Origin of the sequence: Micromonospora sp. S-DT3-3-22, from assembly GCF_015354745.1 — a bacterium.
In the GTDB taxonomy this organism is placed as follows: Bacteria; Actinomycetota; Actinomycetes; order Mycobacteriales; family Micromonosporaceae; genus Micromonospora; species Micromonospora wenchangensis.
Genome location: NZ_JACGMO010000001.1, coordinates 94,454 through 113,330 on the forward strand (window position 1 = coordinate 94,454; position 18,877 = coordinate 113,330).

General features: G+C 73.0%; 15 protein-coding genes. 10 read left to right on the forward strand and 5 right to left on the reverse strand.

Annotated elements, in window-relative coordinates:
* Positions 1-17: 17 nt before the first annotated feature.
* Positions 18-935, reverse strand: a complete 918-nt coding sequence (locus tag H1A17_RS00435; protein WP_194820711.1) for a 2-hydroxy-acid oxidase — start codon at positions 933-935, stop codon at positions 18-20.
* Between the two features lie 64 nt (positions 936-999).
* A complete protein-coding gene (locus tag H1A17_RS00440; RefSeq protein WP_145918660.1) occupies positions 1,000-1,944 on the reverse strand; it encodes a 3-oxoacyl-[acyl-carrier-protein] synthase III C-terminal domain-containing protein in 945 nt (314 codons plus the stop codon).
* Positions 1,945-2,112: 168 nt separating this feature from the next.
* Between H1A17_RS00440 and H1A17_RS00445 the strand changes: the two genes are divergently transcribed.
* From H1A17_RS00445 to H1A17_RS00460, 4 genes are all read left to right on the forward strand, one after another.
* Positions 2,113-3,294 (forward strand): glycosyltransferase, encoded by a 1,182-nt coding sequence (locus tag H1A17_RS00445; protein ID WP_194820712.1) that lies wholly within the window; start codon positions 2,113-2,115, stop codon positions 3,292-3,294.
* Between the two features lie 82 nt (positions 3,295-3,376).
* Entirely contained in the window at positions 3,377-4,357 is a 981-nt protein-coding gene (locus H1A17_RS00450; RefSeq protein WP_194820713.1) for an ATP-binding cassette domain-containing protein, read from the forward strand.
* Positions 4,358-4,382: 25 nt separating this feature from the next.
* Positions 4,383-5,147, forward strand: a complete 765-nt coding sequence (locus H1A17_RS00455; RefSeq protein ID WP_145918663.1) for an ABC transporter permease — start codon at positions 4,383-4,385, stop codon at positions 5,145-5,147.
* Between the two features lie 149 nt (positions 5,148-5,296).
* Complete coding sequence (locus H1A17_RS00460) at positions 5,297-6,949, forward strand: class I adenylate-forming enzyme family protein (protein ID WP_145918664.1); 1,653 nt, start codon at positions 5,297-5,299, stop codon at positions 6,947-6,949.
* 56 nt (positions 6,950-7,005) lie between these two features.
* On the opposite strand, the gene H1A17_RS00465 is transcribed toward H1A17_RS00460, so the two are convergent.
* Entirely contained in the window at positions 7,006-12,471 is a 5,466-nt protein-coding gene (locus tag H1A17_RS00465; protein ID WP_194820714.1) for a carboxyl transferase domain-containing protein, read from the reverse strand.
* Positions 12,472-12,674: 203 nt separating this feature from the next.
* Entirely contained in the window at positions 12,675-13,598 is a 924-nt protein-coding gene (locus H1A17_RS00470) for an NmrA/HSCARG family protein (protein ID WP_145918666.1), read from the reverse strand.
* Between the two features lie 91 nt (positions 13,599-13,689).
* Here H1A17_RS00470 and H1A17_RS00475 point away from each other — a divergent pair, with 91 nt between their 5' ends.
* Positions 13,690-14,256, forward strand: a complete 567-nt coding sequence (locus tag H1A17_RS00475; RefSeq protein WP_145918667.1) for a TetR/AcrR family transcriptional regulator — start codon at positions 13,690-13,692, stop codon at positions 14,254-14,256.
* A gap of 148 nt (positions 14,257-14,404) precedes the next feature.
* Here the strand turns inward: H1A17_RS00475 and H1A17_RS00480 are convergent, their stop codons facing one another.
* A complete protein-coding gene (locus tag H1A17_RS00480) occupies positions 14,405-15,094 on the reverse strand; it encodes a YoaK family protein (protein WP_145918668.1) in 690 nt (229 codons plus the stop codon).
* 116 nt (positions 15,095-15,210) lie between these two features.
* Here H1A17_RS00480 and H1A17_RS00485 point away from each other — a divergent pair, with 116 nt between their 5' ends.
* The 5 genes from H1A17_RS00485 (at position 15,211) to H1A17_RS00505 (ending at position 18,739) form a co-directional block, all read left to right on the forward strand.
* Positions 15,211-15,489 (forward strand): hypothetical protein, encoded by a 279-nt coding sequence (locus H1A17_RS00485; RefSeq protein ID WP_145918669.1) that lies wholly within the window; start codon positions 15,211-15,213, stop codon positions 15,487-15,489.
* A complete protein-coding gene (locus H1A17_RS00490) occupies positions 15,486-16,499 on the forward strand; it encodes a cupin-like domain-containing protein (RefSeq protein ID WP_145918670.1) in 1,014 nt (337 codons plus the stop codon). Before H1A17_RS00485 ends, H1A17_RS00490 begins: the two co-directional genes overlap by 4 nt.
* Before the next feature lie 96 nt (positions 16,500-16,595).
* Positions 16,596-17,141 carry an SRPBCC family protein gene (locus H1A17_RS00495; RefSeq protein WP_145918671.1) on the forward strand — a complete coding sequence of 182 codons (546 nt, stop codon included), beginning with the start codon at positions 16,596-16,598 and terminating at the stop codon, positions 17,139-17,141.
* 209 nt (positions 17,142-17,350) lie between these two features.
* Positions 17,351-18,445, forward strand: coding sequence for an NYN domain-containing protein (locus H1A17_RS00500; protein WP_145918672.1), 1,095 nt, complete (start codon positions 17,351-17,353; stop codon positions 18,443-18,445).
* A 75-nt stretch (positions 18,446-18,520) separates the two neighbouring features.
* The gene (locus H1A17_RS00505) at positions 18,521-18,739 is read left to right on the forward strand and encodes a hypothetical protein (protein WP_088642133.1); all 219 of its coding nucleotides are present in this window, start codon (positions 18,521-18,523) and stop codon (positions 18,737-18,739) included.
* Positions 18,740-18,877: the final 138 nt, after the last annotated feature.

Genomic DNA, 18,877 nt, shown 5'->3' on the forward strand with positions numbered 1-18,877 from the left:
GCGATCGACGGGCCCGGTCAGCGGGGTCGGGTGTCGACCGGTGTGGTCTCCCAGCCGGTCAGGCAGAGGTAGCGCAGGTCGGGGTCGTAGTCGGCGGTCAGCACCGGCCGGGGCCGGTCCGGGCCGGCGGCGAGGGCGTCGGGCAGGGTCCACCACAGGCCGGTGACCGGTTGCCCCGGCGGGGTGACGGTCACCCCGCCGGTCGGGTGCGTCGGCCAGGCCGCGGCGAGGTCGGAACCGAGCACCACCCGGGCGTCCGTCCGGCCCGCCGACAGCGCGGCCAGTTCGGACCCGGCCAGCGCGGCCACCTCGTCGGCCGCCACGTCGGCATGCTGGCGGAGCCCCGTCATCCGGGCCGGGGCGTGCACCACGTCGCCGGTGTGCTCCGGCCCCCGCACCGCCCCGTCCGCCGGGGTGGTGCGGTAGAGCATGCCGACCGCCTGCTGCCGGGCCGGGGCGGGCGTCGGCGTGCGGTAGGGCAGCACGGCCTGGTCGACGGCGATCAGCAGGGCCGTCGTGCCGCCGCCCGAGGACGCGTACGCGTGGGCGAGCCGCAGGCCGCTGACGACCGCCGCCGGGCCCTGGTCGCAGACGGCGAAGGAGAGCGGCGTCCCCGGGCAGAGGTGGCTCAGGTAGGTGGCGGTGGCCCGGCCGGGCAGCATGTCGTGCCGGGCGAACGCCAGCACGAGCAGGTCCACCGGTTCCTGGGGCGGCACGAGCGCCCCGATCAGCGCCTCGGCCATCTCCGCGTGGGACCGGCCCGGCGCCTCCTGCCCCGGGCCATCCGGCAGGTCCAGCCCGTACGGGCGGGCCAGGTCGGCCAGGTAGCGGGCGGAGCGGGTCCGCTGGTCCGGGTCGTCCAGCAGCGCGGCCGGCCCGGTGAAGACCCGCCGGGCGGCCCGGATCAGGTGCAGGTCGGTCGACGGGGCCGCCATGGCGGTGTTCCTTCCTCGGTGTCCGGCGGGGGCGCGGTCTCAGTGGGCGAAGACCATCGCGGGGTCAGTGGGCGAAGACCATCGCGGCGAAGGTCGCGCCCTCGCCGGCCCCGACCGCCGCGACCAGGTAACGGTCACCCGGGCTCAGCAGGCCGCGGTCGCGGGCGGTCAGGTAGTTGGTGAACGCGTCCGCGCAGAAGACGTGGCCGGTCTCCCGGACGTTGTCCAGCAGCACCCGGTCGCGGGGGAACCCGATCAGCCGGCTCAGCCGTTGCCAGGTCACCACGTTGACGTTGTGCGGCAGGATCAGCCGGATGTCGTCGAGGTCCACCCCGGCCACCGCCAGGGCACGGCCGATCACGTCCGCCAGCGCCGGCCGGTACTCGCGCTGGAACTGCGCGCCGGACGCGCCACCGGCGACGTCGAACTCGCCCCGCTGCCGGCACGCGTAGCCGAGCAGCCGGTCCCGGGGGCCGTCGAGGCTGACCAGGCAGGCCGACGCCCCCTCGCTGAACACCGAGGTCTCCGGGATGAACTGGGCGTCCCGGGTGAACGCCTTCTCGGCGGTGAGCACCAGCGCGAGCGGTCCCTCGCCCGGCGCGTGCGGCCCCGGTTCGGCGGCCAGCAGCCGACCGGCCATCTCGACGGCGAGCAGCGCGCTGGCGCAGGACTGCTGGGTCAGGGTGAAGGCGACCGCGTGGCCGAGCCCCAGCGCGCGGCACACGTCGTGCAACGGGTTGACCGGGTACGGCACCACGACGGGGAACGCCCGCCCGTACAGCACGAACCGGACCCGGTGTTCCTGCCCGCGCAGGGCGGTGAGCCCGGTCGCGGCGTCGCGCAGCAGGTCGGCCAGGGACCGGTCGGGATCGCGGCGCACCTGGTCGAGGCCGTGGAACCGGCGGAACAGCCGGACCTGCATCTCGGTCAGTTCCAGCGGGCCGGCCAGGCTCTCGATCGGGACGCGGTGCGGCGGCAGGTGGACCGCGACCGCGTCGAGCGCCGTCATGCCGCCGGTGCCGGGGTCGACCGGGGGTGACCGGCGACCGGGCCGGGATCCGACCGGCCGTCGGGTGACACAGTGGACGGTCGAATCCGGGAACGTTGCTCGTCGACCGTCACGGTGAGAATCCCATCAGCGGCGTCCGTCGCTGTCAACGCGTGCCAGAATATCGACGTGGCCCGCTTCCTGTTCGTCGTCCTGCCGGTGGCGTCGCACCTGAACGCCCCGCTCGCCATCGGCCAGGCGCTCCGGGCCGCCGGGCACGAGGTGGCGTGGTGCGGCCCCCGCACCGACCTGCGCCCGCTGATCGGCCCCGACGCGACGCTCTACCCGACCGGCAAGCGGTACTTCCGCAACGGCGACGAGTCGGGCATGGCGTCGGTACGCAGCCTCTGGGAGGGGCACGTGCTGCCGGTCAACCGGTTCATCCGGGACGCCGTCGACCGGGCGGTCGCCGACCACCGGCCGGACGCCGTCGTCGTCGACCAGTACGCGCTGGCCGGCGCGCTGGCCGCGCACCGGCACGGGGTGCCGTGGGCGACGTTCTGCGTGGGCGCGCTGGAACTCACCCCGCCGGACCTGCCCGGGTTCACCGACTACGTACGCGCACAACTGGCCAGGGTCTGGGCGATGACCGACCTGCCGGTCGACGACGCGATCGACCTGCGCTTCTCGCCGTACCTGGTGCTCGGGCTGACCAGCACGGCGTTGACCGGCGCGACCCCGCTGCCGGCGCGGTGCGTGCTGACCGGCCCGGCCCTGGGCCACCGCCCCGACGCGCCGGCCTTCGACTGGGAGGCCTGGGACCCGGACCGCCGGCATGTGCTGGTCACCGTCGGCACGATGGCCGAGCACCTGGCCCGGGACTTCTACCGACGGATGATGACGGCGACGGCGGCGCTCGCCGACCGGGTGCAGGTGGTGGTCACCGCCTCGTCCGACGTGCTGCCCGACCCGCCCGCGCACGTGCTGGCCGCCCCCCGGGTGCCGGTGCTGGAGCTGATGCCCCGGCTGGACGCGGTGGTGTCGCACGGCGGGCTGGGCACCGTCACCGAGGCGTTGGCGCACGGCGTGCCGGTGGTCGTCGGGCCGATCCGGCACGACCATCCGACGGTGGCCCGTCAGGTGACCGACGCGGGCGCCGGCATCGAGGTCGCGTTCGCCTCGGCCACCCCGGCGGACCTCACCGCCGCGCTGACCGCCGTGCTCGACGATCCGGGCTACCGGCAGGGGGCCCGCCGGGTGGGTGAGTCGTTCGCCGCCGCCGGTGGCGCGGCCGTGGCCGCCCGGCACCTCGCCGCCCTGGCCGCCCGGCCCATCGACCATTGTCCTTCGGGTACGGCCACACTAGCCTGACCTGACGCACCCGCACGGGTGTCGCCGTCCACCGTCGACACCCCCCCCGTGGCCCGGCGTCGTCCCCGTCCGAGGAGGCTCGATGATCGAGGCCACCGGCCTGCGCAAGTCCTACCGGGTCGGCCGTCGCCGCAACGCCACCACCGTCGAGGCGGTGCGCGGGGTGGACTTCGCCGTGGAGCGGGGCGAGATCGTCGGCTTCCTCGGCCCCAACGGCGCGGGCAAGTCCACCACCATGCGGATGCTGGCCACGCTGATCCGCCCGGACGGTGGCCGGGCGACGATCGCGGGTGTCGACCTGTTGCGGGCCCCGGCCCAGGTGCGCCGGCAGATCGGGTTCGTGGCCCAGGCCAGCGGCACCTACGACGACTCGACCGCCCGCCGGGACCTGGTGCTCCAGGCCCGGCTGTACGGCTTCGGCAAGGCCGAGGCGCAGCGCCGGGCCGAGGCGGCGATCGGGGCGTTCCGGCTCGACGACTTCGCCGACCGCCGGATCAGGACGTACTCCGGGGGGCAGCGTCGGCGGCTCGACGTGGCGCTCGGGGTGATCCACTCTCCGCAGGTCATCTTCCTCGACGAGCCGACCGCCGGGCTGGACCCGCCCAGCCGGGTGCGGATGTGGCAGGAGGTCCGGCGGCTGCGGGCGGAGGGCATGACGGTCTTCCTCACCACCCACTACCTCGACGAGGCCGACACCCTGTGCGACCGGCTGTCGATCATCGACGATGGTCGGATCGTCGCCGAGGGCACCCCGTCGGATCTCAAGCGGGAGATCTCCGGTGACGTGGTCGCGATCGACCTGACCCGCGCCGACGTGACCGACGGCCCGGCCGACGCCGACCTGCCGATCGCCACGAAACTGCTGGCCGAGCAGCCGTACGTGCACTCGTCGGAGGCGGTCGACGGCACTCTGCGGCTCTACGTGGACAGTGCCGCGACGGCGATTCCGCAGATCATGCGCATCCTGTTGACGCGGGGGATCGAGCCCGGGGCGATCGAGGCCCGCCGGCCCAGCCTCGACGACGTCTTCCTGGCCAAGACCGGCCGCTCCCTGGAGGAGTGACCCGGCCGGCACGAGAGGAGCCGCAGTGAAACTGGTCCGCGACACCTGGCTGATCTTCCAACAGGAGGTCGGCCTGATGGTGCGCAACCCGGTGATGGTGGCGTTCAGTCTGGCGCAGCCGGTCACTTACCTCATCCTGTTCGCCCCGTTCCTCAAGGTGGTGATGGTCGACCGGGGCGCCTCCTCGTACGCCGACGCCTACCGTATCTACGTGCCCGGCCTGTTCGTGGCGATGGGCCTGTTCGGTGGCCTGTTCGCCGGGTACGGGCTGCTCAGCGCGCTGCGCGCCGGCATCATCGACAGGTGCCGGGTGACCCCGGTGAGCCGGACCGGCCTGCTGCTGGGCCGGGCCCTGATGCACGTCTGCCTGAACGTGGTGCAGGCGGTGATCATCACGATCGTGGCGTTGCCGTTCGGGTTGCGGGTGCACCTGGGCAACCTGCTGATCTCGTACGCGCTGCTGTCGGTGATGGTGCTGCTGAGCACCTCGATCTCGTACGACATCGCGCTGCTGGTACGCAACGAGAACAGCCTCGGCGTGCTGGTCAACACCGTCGGCCAGCCGATCTCGCTGCTCGCCGGGGTGCTCATCCCGCTCGTGCTGGCACCACTGTGGATCCAGCAGGTCGCGGTCTGGAACCCGTTCTCCTGGGCGACCAACGGCATGCGGGCGTTGTTCAACGGGCAGCTCACCGAGCCCGTGGTCTGGCAGGGCGCCCTCATCATGATCGTGCTGGCCGCGATCAGCCTGGTCTGGTCGTCGCACCTGTTCAACCGCGAGGTCTCCTGACCCCGACCCGCCGTCGACCGGGCGGCGTGACCAGGATTGATGTTGGCCATTGTCTGCCGGTGATCGGCGCTCTAGCCTGAGCGTGTCCCAGATCGGCCGCCGCGCCGGGGTGCGGTGACCGTGAGCGTGCCAGGTGAGGAGACAACTCGTTGGGTGCCGACAACTTCCGGGCGACGCTCGCGGCCGACATGGAGCTGGGGGCCGGCAACGTGCTGCTCCGGCTCGCCGAACACGGGGCCGACCCGGACCTGCCCCGGGTGACCTTCGACGTCGACGTGGACGGCATCCCCGCCTGGACGCCGCTGTCGCTGGCCACCCTGACCGAGCGGGTCGCCGCCCGCGCCGACTGGTTCCGGCGGCGGGGCGTCGGCTGGCGTGACCCGGTCGCGGTCTACGTGACGTCCGCGCCCGACGTGTTCCTCAACTTCTTCGCCCTCAACTGGCTCGGCGCGATCCCCGCCCTGATGAACGGCAACATGCCGATCGAGTTGGCGGCCGAGTTCATCCGGCGGCTGCGCGGCGTCGGGGTCGTCGTCGACGCCGACCACGCCGCGCTGCGCGAGCACGACCTCGGGGTGCCGATCCTCGGTGACGCCGCCGAGACCGGCACCGGTGACCCCGGCCAGGCCCCACCGCACCACCGTCACCACCCCGAGGACCCGGTCGCGATCACCCACTCGTCGGGCACCACCCGGGTGCCGGCCGCGATCGTCCACTCGCACCACGGGCTGTTCGCCGCCATCCGGGCCGTCCGGCTCACCGAGTCCCGCCCCTACGGCGAGGTACGCGAGCTGTCCGTGCTGCCGGCCGCGCACGCCGCCGGCATCATCACGATCAACCAGGCGCTCTGCAACAGCTACCAGCTGCTCTACCTGTCGGCGCAGGGCGGTCCGTTCGCCAGCAGCGCCGAGACGATCCTCGACGCCATCGAACGCTGGCGGCCGACCGGCGTCTTCGGTTTCGCGGTCACCTGGTCCGAACTGGCCCGCCACGACCTGACCACCCGCGACCTGGGTTCCGTGCGCAACTGGTTCAACACCGGGGACTGCGCCCACGAGTCGCACGTGCGGCGGCTGGTCGCCGTGGGCAGCCACCCCGCGTACACCCGGCAGGGGATGGTCGACGTGCCCGGGTCCAAGTTCGTCGACATGCTCGGCTCCACCGAGATGGGCCACGGGGCGTTCCGGATCAGCCACCGCCTCGGCAGCGACCACTACGACCGGTGCGTCGGCAAGCCGTACCCGTTCGCGCAGATCGCCCTGCTCGACGTGACCACCGGCGAGGAGGTCCCCGAGGGGCAGGTGGGGCACGTCGGGCTCAAGTCGCCGACCCTGGCGCTCGGCTACTGGAACGACTCGGTCAACACGTTCCGCACCCGGCTGGGCGGCTACTACCTGACCGGTGACCTGATGTACCGCGACCCGGACGGCAACTACCACCACGTCGACCGGGCCAGCGACGCGGTCGACCTGGGCGACGGCAACTGGCTGTACACGGCGCTGTCCGAGGAACGCATCCTCAAGCACTGCCCCGACGTACGCGACTGCACGGTCATCGCGGCCCGGGAGGCCGACGACCGGACCGTCACCGAGGTGCTGCTCGTGCTCGCCGAGGACGCCGACCCGGAACTCGACCGCTCCGACCGGGTCCGGGCCGCGCTCGGACCGGTGGTCGCCGCGACGCTGCGGCGGGTGGTCACGGTGCCCGCCGACGGCGTGGTGATGGGGCCGACGGGCAAGGTCCGCAAGTTCCTGATGCGCCAGCGGCTGCTGGCCGACGCCGGGGCGGCCAGCACACCCTGACCGGTGCCGCCCCCCGCCTGGCCGGCCGGGACCCGGTGGGTCCCGGCCGGTGGGCGTCAGCCCAGTCGGGACTCGATCGCCTCGATGATGCGGGGGCGCAGGTCGGCGGCCCGGATCACCGCGTCGACCGAGCCGACCTCCACCGCCCGCTGGATGTTGTGCACCCGGTCGAACTCCGCCGCCACCTCGCCGAGCTTCTCCGCGCGGACCGCCGCGCGGGTCTCGTCGAGTTCGGCGGTGAGCGCGGCCCGCTCGGTGCCGGTGGCCGCCGCGACCCGCGACTCCAGGTCGCGTACCCGCAGGTCGGCTGCGGTACGGGCATTGACGTCACCGGAGAACACCACCGCCGCCGCCGGGGCGCCGCCGAGCACCGAGGCGAACGAACCCTCCAGCGCCAGCACCGTCATGTTCGGGTTCAGCGCCTTGGAGAAGACCACGAACGCCCCGCCGTGGTAGCGGGAGATCACGCAGAACACGATCGGTCCACGGAAGTTGACGATCGCCCGGCCGATCTCGGCCCCGTACTCCAGTTGCAGCTTGCGCATCGACTCGGGCGAGCCGTCGAAGCCCGACAGGTTGGCCAGCACCACCAGCGGCCGGTTGCCGCTGGCCGCGTTGATCGCCCGCGCGGCCTTCTTGGACGAGCGCGGGAACAGGGTGCCCGCGGTGTAGGTGTCCGGGCCGTCGGTGGGCGGGAAGCCCCGCCGGGGCACCGACCGGGACTCGATGCCGAGCAGGCAGACCGGGATGCCGCCGAGGTGGACGTCCTGCACCACCGCGGTCTCCGCGTCGGCCATGCCCGCCCACCGCTCCAGCACCGGGTGGTCCTGGTCGGACAGCGCCCGCATCACCGTACGGATGTCGAACGGCTTCTTGCGGTCCGGGTTGGCGGTGGCGGAGAAGATCTCGCCGACGGTGGTGAAGTCGCTGCCCGCCACGGTGTGCGGGAAGGTGGTGACGTCCCGGTCGACCGGGTCGGCGGTGGTCGCCCGGCGCGGCTCGCTCTCCCCGGGCGCGACGTACGTGTGGTCGTAGTACGACATCAGCACGTCCCGGGCCGCCGTCAGGTTCGGCGCCCAGTACTGCGCCTGCCCGTTCGGGCCCATCACCCGGTCGTAGCCGCCGATGCCGAAGTTGTCCTCGGCGGACACCCCACCGGAGAAGTCCAGCGACTGCTTGCCGGTGAGCACCATCGCGGCCTCCGGCGTCATCACCAGGATGCCCCGGGTGTGCATGAGCATCGTCGCCTCGGCGTTCCAGTACGGCTGGGCGCCCACGTTGATCCCCGCGACCACGATGTTGATCTCGCCGCCGTCCTGGGTGAACTCGACGATCCGCTTGAGCGCCGCCGCCACCCAGTCCATGTTCTCGGTGCCCGACGTCATCGAGATCCGCGCCCCGGCCGACAGGGCGTACCACTCCAGCGGCACCTGGAGCCGCTCGGCGAGGTCCAGGGCGGCGGTCACCCGGCGGCACTCGGCCTCGGAGAGCGCACCGAGCGACTTGGTCGGGTCGCCCAGCAGCACCACCCGGGTGACGCCCTGCGGGTGCCTCGGGGTCGGCGTGGTGACCACGCCCGCGACGATCGCCGCCGTGTTGCGCCCCCGGGGCCGGTCCACCGGCACCAGCGCGTGGTCGCCGTCGAGGTCGTGCTCGACGAACTGGCCGAGCAGCCCGGTCAGCTCGTACGGGTAGACCGTGTTGCGGCTGCTGGCCCGCAGCACCTTCAGCCGGTAGTCGTCGAGCGGCTCGACCGGGTCGACCGGCGGCTCACCCATGGTCAGCTCGGCCCCGCCGGTGGCGTCGAACGAGATCCGTACCGCGATCTTGTTCAGCTCGCCGGTCCGGCGGTCGCGCTGCCGGGCGATGAACAGGATCTCCTCCAGCCCCGCGCCGACGGTCGTCGGGCGGACCCGCCCGGCGATCATCTCCATCTCCTCGCGGGTCAGGTCGCTCGGCGGCCAGACGTAGATGACGATCCGGTTGGTGTTGAAGCGGGTCTTGGACGGGCGACGGGTCTGCGCCCGGCGGATCGAGTCCAGGCAGGTGGCGACGATGTCCTCGGCGGTGGGCAGGGCGACCAGCCGACCGTCGTGCTCCCGCAGCGCGGTCAGGTCACGCACCTGGGCGAACGCGACGAGCCGCTCGTCGGACTGGTTCTCCCGTGCGACGGCCTGGAAGAGGTAGACCTCCTCGTCCGACGACGGCAGCCGGGTCAGGTCGAACTTACGCAGCCGCTCCAACTGCATCCGCTGCGCGATGTACGGGTGCAGACCCCGGATCAGCCGCTCCTCGCTCATCCCCGTGCTCGACGGGCGGAACGTGAAGTGGTGGTGCATCACCGCGCCGCCGCGCCCGGCGACGGTGGTGGTGAGCCGGCGGACCTGGGCCGGCAGCGGGTGCGCGTTGACGACCTCCAGCAGCGCGGCGGCCATCGCGTCGAAGTCCTCCGGCTGGTTCTCCCAGCCGAGGTAGATGTCGGCGTCGACGGCGGAGCCGTCCCCGGCCAGCTCGGCGAGCCCACGCAGCGCGTCGCCCAGCGCGTCGAACCGTACGGCGGCGGAGAGCAGGCTGGAGTCGGCCCGTTCGGCCACCACGAACGTGCAGTCCGCCACCCGGCGGGTCCGGACGTCGGCCAGGCCCTTGTTGCCGTAGTACCGCCGGGTCAGCACCTCCAGCATCACCGCGTTGTCGAGGTGGTCCCGCACGAGCCGCTGGCCGAGCACCCGGACCAGGGGTTCGGTGCTGCGGACCATCTCCGCGACCCGCTCGGCGCGGTCCGCCGAATCCGGGTGCGCGTCCAGGTGACGCAGGTGCCGGCGGACGGAGGCGTACAGCCGGGCGCGGTTGCGCAGCAGCAGCGGCTGGGCGAACCAGGCGAACACCACCCCGCGCGCCAGGTCGGCGACGACCGGGAAACGCACCTGCGTCGCCGCCACCAGCCGCTCCAACGCGAGGCCGGCGGGCTCGCGCAGCACCGCGTCCGGCGGCGGCTCACGCAGCCAGGAGCGCAGCAACGTCGCGATGACCGTGGCGTCGGCGGACGCCCGCTGCTGGGCCAGGAAGATCCGGAACACGGCGGCTTCGAGGGCCGGGGAGCGGTCCAGTTCGGTGACGCCGTAGTGGCCGAGCGCCTTGGCCAGCTTGTCCTGGAAGGGCGCCGGCAGCCCGGCCCGCTCGACGTCGAGGCTCTGCAGGTAGGTGTGGAAGTACTCGCGGGCGCTGGGGACGTGGTTGTCGCCGCTGACGTCCTCCCCGGTCAGCCGGTTGCGGCTGAGCTCGGCGAGGTCGGCGAACACGTCGACGAGATCGATCTCCTCGGCCAGCAGGCGGTGGCCGTCCTCGATGGCGGCCCGCCGCGCGGCGAGGTACTCGTCGAGCACCCGGCCGTCGTCGTGCGGGTCCACGTCGAAGCCGAGCAGCAGGCCACGGAGGTCCTCCTGGCCGCGCCGGGACCGCTCGACCGCCGGGGCCTGGTCGGGCGCGGCGGGCAGGTCCAGGGTGACCGGTGCGACGTCGTCGGTACCCGGGGCGTCGTCGGCGTCGTCGGCGAGCGGCTCCAGCCGCAGCAGCGCCGCGCCGGCCTCCACCTGGCTGCCGACGGAGACGCCACACTCCTTGAGCCGGGCCCGGAACGGTGCCCGCAGCACCGTCTCCATCTTCATCGCCTCCAGCACCAGCACCGGTGCGCCCGCCTCGACCTCGGCGCCCACCTCCACCGGGGTGGCGACGACCAGCGCGGGCATCGGCGAACGGACCACGCCGCCCTCGTCGCGGCCGACCCGGTGGGTCACGCCGTCCACCTCGACCAGGTGGATCGCGCCGTGGGTGCCGGTGAGCAGCCGGTACCGCGCGCCGTTGACGGCGATCTGCCCGGTGTGCCTGTCGAACCGGTCCAGCTCGACGTCGGCGGTGTGCACGTCGCCGCCGGCCTCGATGCCGACCCGGAACCGGTGCGCGCCGACCCGGGCCACCCGCATCCGGTAGCCCACGCCGCGCAGCTTGAGGTCCAGCGGCCGGCCGCTGGCGTGCTGCACCTGCGGGCGTCCACCGAACGCCGTGGACAGCAGCCGCTGCTGCTCGGCGCGCTCCTGCTCCTCGTACGCCTCGATCGCGGCGGCGGCGAGCGCGACGGCGGAGTGCCGGTGCGACACGAGCCGGCCTTCGGCGCGTACCCGGTCGATCCAGCCGGTGTCGGCGCTGGCGTCGATCACCTCGGGCTGGTCGAGCAGGTCGAGCACGAAGCTCTTGTTCGTGGCGCCACCCTCGATGATCACCGTGGTCTCGGCCATCGCCCGGCGCAGCCGGCCGAGCGCCTCGTCCCGGTCCCGCCCGTACGCGATGATCTTCGCGATCATCGAGTCGAAGTCGGCGGGGATGGTGTCGCCCTCGCTGACCCCGGTGTCGACCCGGATGCCCGGCCCGGCGGGCAGGTCCAGCCGGGCGATCCGGCCCGGGGCGGGGGCGAAGTCGCGGTCCGGGTCCTCGGCGTTGAGCCGGGCCTCGATGGCGTGCCCGCGCTCCACCGGCGGCACACCGTCGAGCCGGCCGCCCGCCGCGACGTGCAACTGCGCCTTGACCAGGTCGAACCCGGTGGTCAGCTCGGTGATCGGGTGCTCCACCTGGAGTCGGGTGTTGACCTCCAGGAAGGCGAACAGCCGGTCACCCGGGTGGTAGAGGAACTCGACGGTCGCGGCACCCCGGTAGCCGACCGCGACGGCCAGCCGCTCGGCCGAGGACTTGAGTTCGGCCGTCTGCTCCGGGCCGAGCACCGGCGAGGCCGACTCCTCGATGACCTTCTGGTTGCGCCGCTGCACCGAGCAGTCCCGTACGCCGAGCGCCCAGGCGGTGCCCTGACCGTCCGCGATCACCTGCACCTCGACGTGCCGGGCGCCGGTGACCAGGCGCTCCAGGAACACGATCCCGCTGCCGAAGGCGCGGGCCGCCTCCTGGCTGGTGCGCTGGTAGGCGTCGGCCAGTTCGGCGTCGCTGGTGACCACGCGGATGCCCCGCCCGCCACCGCCGGCGGTCGCCTTGAGCATCAGCGGGTAGCCGATCTCGGCGGCGGCGGCGATCGCGGCCTCCAGGGTCTCCACCGCGCCCCGGCTCCACGGCGCGACCGGCACGCCGACCTCCTCGGCGATCAGCTTCGCGCCGATCTTGTCGCCGAGCTTGCGCATCGCGTCCGGGCTCGGCCCGACGAAGGTGATGCCGATCTTCTCGCACAGCTCCGCGAAGGCCGGGTCCTCGGCGACGAAACCCCACCCGACCCACGCCGCGTCGGCCCCGGTCTCGACCAGGGCGTGTTCCAGCCGCTTCAGGTCGAGGTACGGCCGGGCGGACGCCGGACCCAGGTCGTAGGCGATGTCGGCCTCGCGGACGAAGGTCGCGGTGCGGTCGACGTCGGTATAGAGGGCCACCGTCTCGATGGGAGTGTCGGTCTGCGCGGCCAGCTCTCGGACCGCGTGAATGAGGCGCATCGCGGCCTCACCCCGGTTGACGATGGCGACACGGCTGAACACCCGACCGACTCCTCCGGTAGATCCACGAGTACGCGCCGCAAGGCATCGACCCCCGACAGCGATCACCCTTCCGGGTGCCGGGCGGTAGCGCCATGTCGTAATCACCGAACCCTGAGCGGTGACAGTTGTAGGAACCCCACAAAAGTTTTTGGTCTTCCCGACCGTGCCGGCGGGTGCTGCGGCACCCGCCGCAGGTCGCGGGGTCAGGCGTCCGCGCGGAAGTGCTCCCGCGCCCAGTCGCTGAAGCTGGTGAGTGGGAGGCCGAGTTCCCGCGCGTACCGCGGGCGGGCCGGCTGGGGGACCGCGTTCATCCACTCGTGGGTGGCACCCATCGCGGGCATGCCGGCGGCGAGGGCCTCCCGCTCGGTCATCTGCGGCGCGGACAGTCGGACGCCCAGCGCCCGGGAGAGCACCTCGGCGATCTCGGTCATCGACAGGTGGTCGCTGGCCAGTTCCAGTTCGATCCGGTCGAAGCGCTCCGGGTCGGTGATGGCGGCGGTGGCCGCCCGTCCGATGTCGTCCGTCGCGACCAACGACAGCCGGGTCTCCGGGCGCAGGACGCTGACCAGCCCGCCCTCGACGCCACGCGGAAACAGGAAGGCCATGGACGGCAGGAAGTTGTCCATGAAGAAGCCCGGCTTGAGCAGCGTCCAGTGCCGGAAGCCGGCGGTGCGCACCCGGTCCTGGATCGCGCTCTTGGCGTCCAGGGTGGGTGCCATCGAGGCCCAGCGCCCCTCGGCCCAGCCGGCCGCCTCGACGTGTTGACCGGCACCGGTGACGGAGGTGTGCACGAACTGCGGCACGCCGGCCGCCCGCGCGCCCTCCACCAGGTTGACGCCCTGGGTCACCTCGCCGGCGAAGTCGAAGCCCGTCGCGCCCAGCGGGGGCATCTGCACGGAGAAGACGGCGCGGGCACCCTCGGCGGCCCGGACCACCGATCCCCGGTCGAGCAGATCGCCGGTGACCAGTTCGACACCGAGTGCGGCGACGGCGCGGGCGCGGTCGGTGGCCGGGTCGCGGACCAGTGCGCGGACGGGAACCCCGGCCGCGCGCAGGGCGCGGACGGTGGCCCCGCCCTGCCGGCCGGTGGCGCCGGTGACCAGGACGGGGGCGGTGGCTGTGGACATGACACTCCTCCGATTAAACGGCGGGGCCCGCCGTTTTCTGTCGGGTACGATACGGCGGGCCCCGCCACTTATCAAGCTCGGAGAGGACGTCATGCCCGATGGCCAGCGCGCCGACGCCCGGCGCAACTACGCGCGCATCCTCGTCGTGGCCGAGCGGGAGGTGGCGGAGCACGGTGCCGGCGCGTCCCTGGAGCAGATCGCCCGCACCGCGGGAGTCGGCTCGGCGACCGTGCGCCGGCACTTCCCCACCCGCCGGGCCCTGCTGGAAGCGGTCTCCCGGGAACGGATCGAGGCCCTGCGGGTCCGGGCCGGGGAGTTGACCGGCCGGGGCGACAGCCGGGCGGCGCTCCTGGAGTGGCTCGGTGACGTCGTCACCTACTCCGTCGCCGCCCGGGGGCTGGCCGCCGCGTTGGCCTACGACGGCGCGCCGGCCGATCCGGTGCACGAGAACAGCTGCTCGGCGACGTTGGAGGAGGCGGCGTCCCCACTGCTGCGCCGCGCCGTCCAGGACGGCGCGTTCGCGGCGGACGTCACCGTCGGGGACCTGATCACGCTGATCGTCGGCATCGTCCTGGCCACCGAGCACCACCCCGACCCCGCCGTCCGGGCGGACCGGCTGTTCCGGATGGCCGTGGCGGGACTCAGCCCGCCGGGCTGAACCCCGCCGACGGCCCGGCGGCTCGGCAGGTGGGAATGCGGCGGGCCGCCGGCCGAGGAGCGGGCTGGTCGGCTGCGGGGCGGGCCGGGTTGCCGACGGCCGACCGGTCGGCGCGTGGCGGTGCGGCGGAGGCGGCGACCCGCCGGGGTCAGGCGTCCGCCGCCGCCGCGGCGGCGACCTCGCGGTGGCGGACCACCGCGATCAGCGCCGTGCCGAGGGTCAACAACGCGCCGGCCACGACCAGCGCCACCGCCCCGTTCACCCGCAACGTCAGCACCGCCGAGACGAACGCGCCCAGGCCCATCGTGGTGATCGCCCCGAACCGGCGGAGCCAGGCCGTGCCCGGACCGCCGGCGGCCCGGCTGTCGGTGGAGAGGTTCACCATGGTCATGGTCACCACCACCGTGGAGAGGTCCCGGATGCCGATGTGCTTGACCGCTGCGGCCTGCGCGCCGAGCACCAGGGCGAGCAGGCCGGTGACGGCAAGCATCACCCCGTGCGCCGGTGGGCCGGTGGCGAGCCAGAACCCGGCCAGGGCGAGGCTCAGCACACTGCCACCGACCAGGATGGCCAGCCCGGCGGCGGGCAGCGCCGCCGGCCCCGACGCGCCCCGGGTCAGCCGGGCGGCGAGCACCGCGCCGAGCATGAACGTCAGCAACGCCACCAGGTTGTTGAGCACCGGCAGGCCGGACACCCCGGCCAGCCCGAACCCGATGAAGAGCACGTTGCCGGTCATGTTGCCGGTGAAGACCCGGTCCAGGGCGAGATAGCTGACCCCGTCGACCGCCCCGGTCGCCGCGGTCAGCACCAGCAGCGGCACCTCGTAGCTCTTCGTCATGGCCCTTCCGATGATCGTTTCCGGCCGGGAGTCTACCCATGACCTGCGGGAACGTCCCGGGCGGCCGGGACACCGGCCCCTGGTGGCCGGGACGCCGGGGCCCGTTGACTGGCCCCATGACCGAGCTGCCGGACCACTTCCCCGCCCACGTCAAGGGTTCCTACGTCAACTGCGACCAGTACGCCCGCGAGGCGCGGCTCACCCCGCCCCCGGACCACATCCCGGCCCACGTGAAGAACTCCTACGTCAACTGCCAGGAGTACACCCGGGAGCTGCGGCTCACCCCGCCGCCGGCCGCCGAGCACTTCCCCGAGCACGTGAAGAACTCGTACCCGACCTGCCAGGAGGCGGTCCGTCCGCCCCGGCTCACCCTCGTGCCGGCGGCCGGGGCATGACCACCGTCGTCCCGCCCCGGCTCGACCCCGCCTGGCGGGAGTGGCTGGTCGAGAACCTCGCCATGGGCGCGTCGGTGGAGCAGGCGCGGGCCGTCGCCGTCGCCGGGTCCGCCGACCCGCAGGCCGTCGACGCCGAGCTGCGGGACCTGGCCGACCACCCGTACTTCGCGGTGTGCCGCCGGCTGGCGCTGCGCTACGACTGGCTGGAGTCGGTGCTCGACACGTACCGGTCGCTGCGCGACAGCGACGGCGGGCGGACGCTGGAGCGGCGCGCGGACCTCGACCCGGGGGAGTTCTTCTCCCGCTACTACTTCGGCAACCGGCCGGTCGTGCTGGACGGCCTGATGGCCGACTGGCCCGCCCTCGGCTGGACGCTTTCCGGCCTGGCGGCGGCCTGCGGCGACGCCGTGGTCGAGGTGATGACCGGCCGGGACGCCAACCCGGACCACGCCTGGCAGTACGACCGCCACCGCACCAGCATGCCGTTCCGCGAGTACCTGGCGCTGCTCGCCTCGGACCGGCGGACCAACGACTACTACATGGTGCCGCGCAACGAGAACTGGTCCGGCGCGCTGCGCCCGCTCACCGCCGACATCCGCGCCCCGGAGGGGATCGTGGACCCGTCCGGGCTCGGTCACCTGCTGCTCGGGCCGGCCGGCACGGTGACCCCGCTGCACGTGGACAACAGTTCGGTGCTGCTCGGTCAGGTGCTCGGCCGTAAGCACGTCCGGCTGGTCCCCTCGTACGAGCGGCACCTGGTCTATCCGCGCGGCGGCACGTTCAGCGCGGTCGACGCGGCGGACCCGGATCTCACCCGGCACCCCCGGTACGCCGAGGCGACGGTGCTCGACGTCGTGCTGGAGCCGGGGCAGCTGCTGTTCGTGCCGGTGGGCTGGTGGCACTGGGTGCAGGCGTTGGAGGTCAGCGCCACGGTCAGCTTCCACCACTTCCGCATCCCGGGGCAGAACCACAAGATGGCCACGCCGCCCGCGGCCGGACCGGACCGGTGAGGACCGGGCAGCCCTACGGTCCCTTGTCGACATGCATTATCGTCGATCGCATTGTGGGGTGATCCGGCACGCCGGATCTGAGCGAAGGTGGCGACTTTGCGTTATGCCGATGGGCCGGGCGTGACCTACGAGGTCTACGTCGAGGCAATTCCGTCCCGGGTCTGGGAACTGGTGACCGACATTCACCTGCCGGCCCGGTTGAGTCCCGAGTTGCAGCGGGTCGAGTGGTTCGACGGTGCCGACGAACTGGCCAAGGGGGCCAGCTTCCTCGGGTACAACAGCCACCCGCGCATCGGGGAGTGGCGCACCGCCTCCTACGTCACCGAACTGGACCAGGAGCGGGTCTTCGGGTGGGTCGTCACGGACGTGGACGGCATGTTCGCCGGCCCGGACGGCGCCGGCCGGGCCGACGTGTCGTCGCCGGCGGCCACCTGGCGGTTCGAGCTGGAACCGGAGGGGGCCGGCACCCGGCTGCGGCAGACGGTACGGGTCGGTCCGGGCCGGTCCGGGCTCAGCCTCGTGATCGACCAGGCCCCCGAGCACGAGGAGCAGATCGTCGAGTCGAGGCTCGGCCAGCTCCGCTCCCACATCGAGTCGGTGCTCGACGGCATCAAGGCCCTGGCCGAGAACCGCACCCCCTGACCCCCACCCTTGACCTCCCTCCGTCCCGCGTTCCCCGCCGCAAGCCCTCGGTGATCAAGAGAAATACGTCAGGAACCGGCCTCCCGGCTGACCTTTTCCTCTTGATCACCGGGGTTTCGGTGGGGATTCGGTGGAGGTTTGGCGGGGTTTTAGCGGGTGGTGCGACGTGGCGGGGTGGTGGGGGAGGGGTGCGGGATTAGGGTGTTGCGGTGGATCACGAGGATCGAATCGCGCTCTTTCTCGACTACGAGAACCTTGCCCTGGGGGCCCGGGAACACCATGGTGGGCGGGCGTTCGACTTCCGTCCGATCGCCGACGCCCTCGCCGAGCGGGGGCGGGTGGTGGTCCGCCGGGCGTACGCGGACTGGTCGTACTTCGACGAGGACCGTCGGATGCTCACCCGCTCGCACGTCGAGCTGATCGAGATCCCGCAGCGGATGGGGGCGTCCCGCAAGAACGCCGCCGACATCAAGATGGCCGTCGACGCGGTGGAGCTGGCCTTCGAGCGCGGCTACATCTCCACCTTCGTCATCTGCACCGGGGACAGCGACTTCACCCCGTTGGTGCACAAGCTGCGCGAACTCAACAAGCGGGTGATCGGGGTCGGGGTGGAGAAGTCCACCTCGGCGCTGCTCCCGCCCGCCTGCGACGAGTTCCTCTACTACGACCGGCTGGAGGGCGTCGACCTCCCGCCCGTACGGGGCCGTCGCGGTCGCCCGGCCCGGTCGGCCGAACCGCAGCAGCCGGAGCCGACGGCGGTGGAGCCGACACCGGAGCAGCCGGAGTCTCCGCCGGCCGCCGAGGAGCCGGTACGCGACGCCGAGGCGCTCGCCGTGCTGGTCGCCCAGACCGTCGCCGGCCTCCAGGGCAGCTCGGAGGGGGAGGTGACCGCCTCCCGGCTCAAGCGCACCCTGCTGCGCAAGGACCCCACGTTCAGCGAGTCCGACTACGGGTTCCGCACCTTCGGTGAACTGCTGCGCCACCTCGCCGGGCACAACGTCGTCGAGCTGGCCGAGGGGCCGGCCAAGGGCGACCCGGAGGTGTCCCTGCCCGAGCACGGCGACCAGGAGGTGGCTTTCGCGCTACTGCGTACGGTGGTGGCGGAACTGGCCGCGGCGGGTGGCCCGGTGGCGCTCTCCGGACTCAAGAACCAGCTCCGCCGGGCCCGCCCCGAATTCAGCGAGAAGAAGCTCGGCTACCGCAGTTTCCTCCAGTTCGGTAAGGCCGCCGCCACTGCCGGTGAGGTCGCCTTGGCCTGGAGCGCGGAGGCCGACGACTACCTGCTCACGCCCCGGCAGGGATGACCGGGCGGTGGCGGTGGCGGGCCTCGACGAATTCGTGACTCACGTTCCACGGCCGAGTTGCTATACGGTCGGTGAATGATGGTCGAGGAGCACTGGTGGAACGGTGACCCGAGCCCACGCGGGCGGCGGGACGTCTACATCCGTACCGACGGGGAGGCCTGGGAGGTCCAGGCGCAGATCGGCGGGGCGTCGGGTCGCTCCCGCGTGCAGCAGTGCCCGAGCCGGGCGGCGGCGGTCATCCTGGCCGACGCCTGGCGCGGCAGCAATCCCTCCTGGCGCGGGCTGCACCGCTGATCGGTCCGGGCGCCGGCGGGCGGTCCGCACCGCGTCCCGCCCGCCCCGCCCTTTGGCCGGTCCCGGCCGGGCGCCCCGCAGGAGACCTCCGAGCCGGCTGGCGCGCAACGACCCTGATCACAGAGCGTAGTCTTCCTC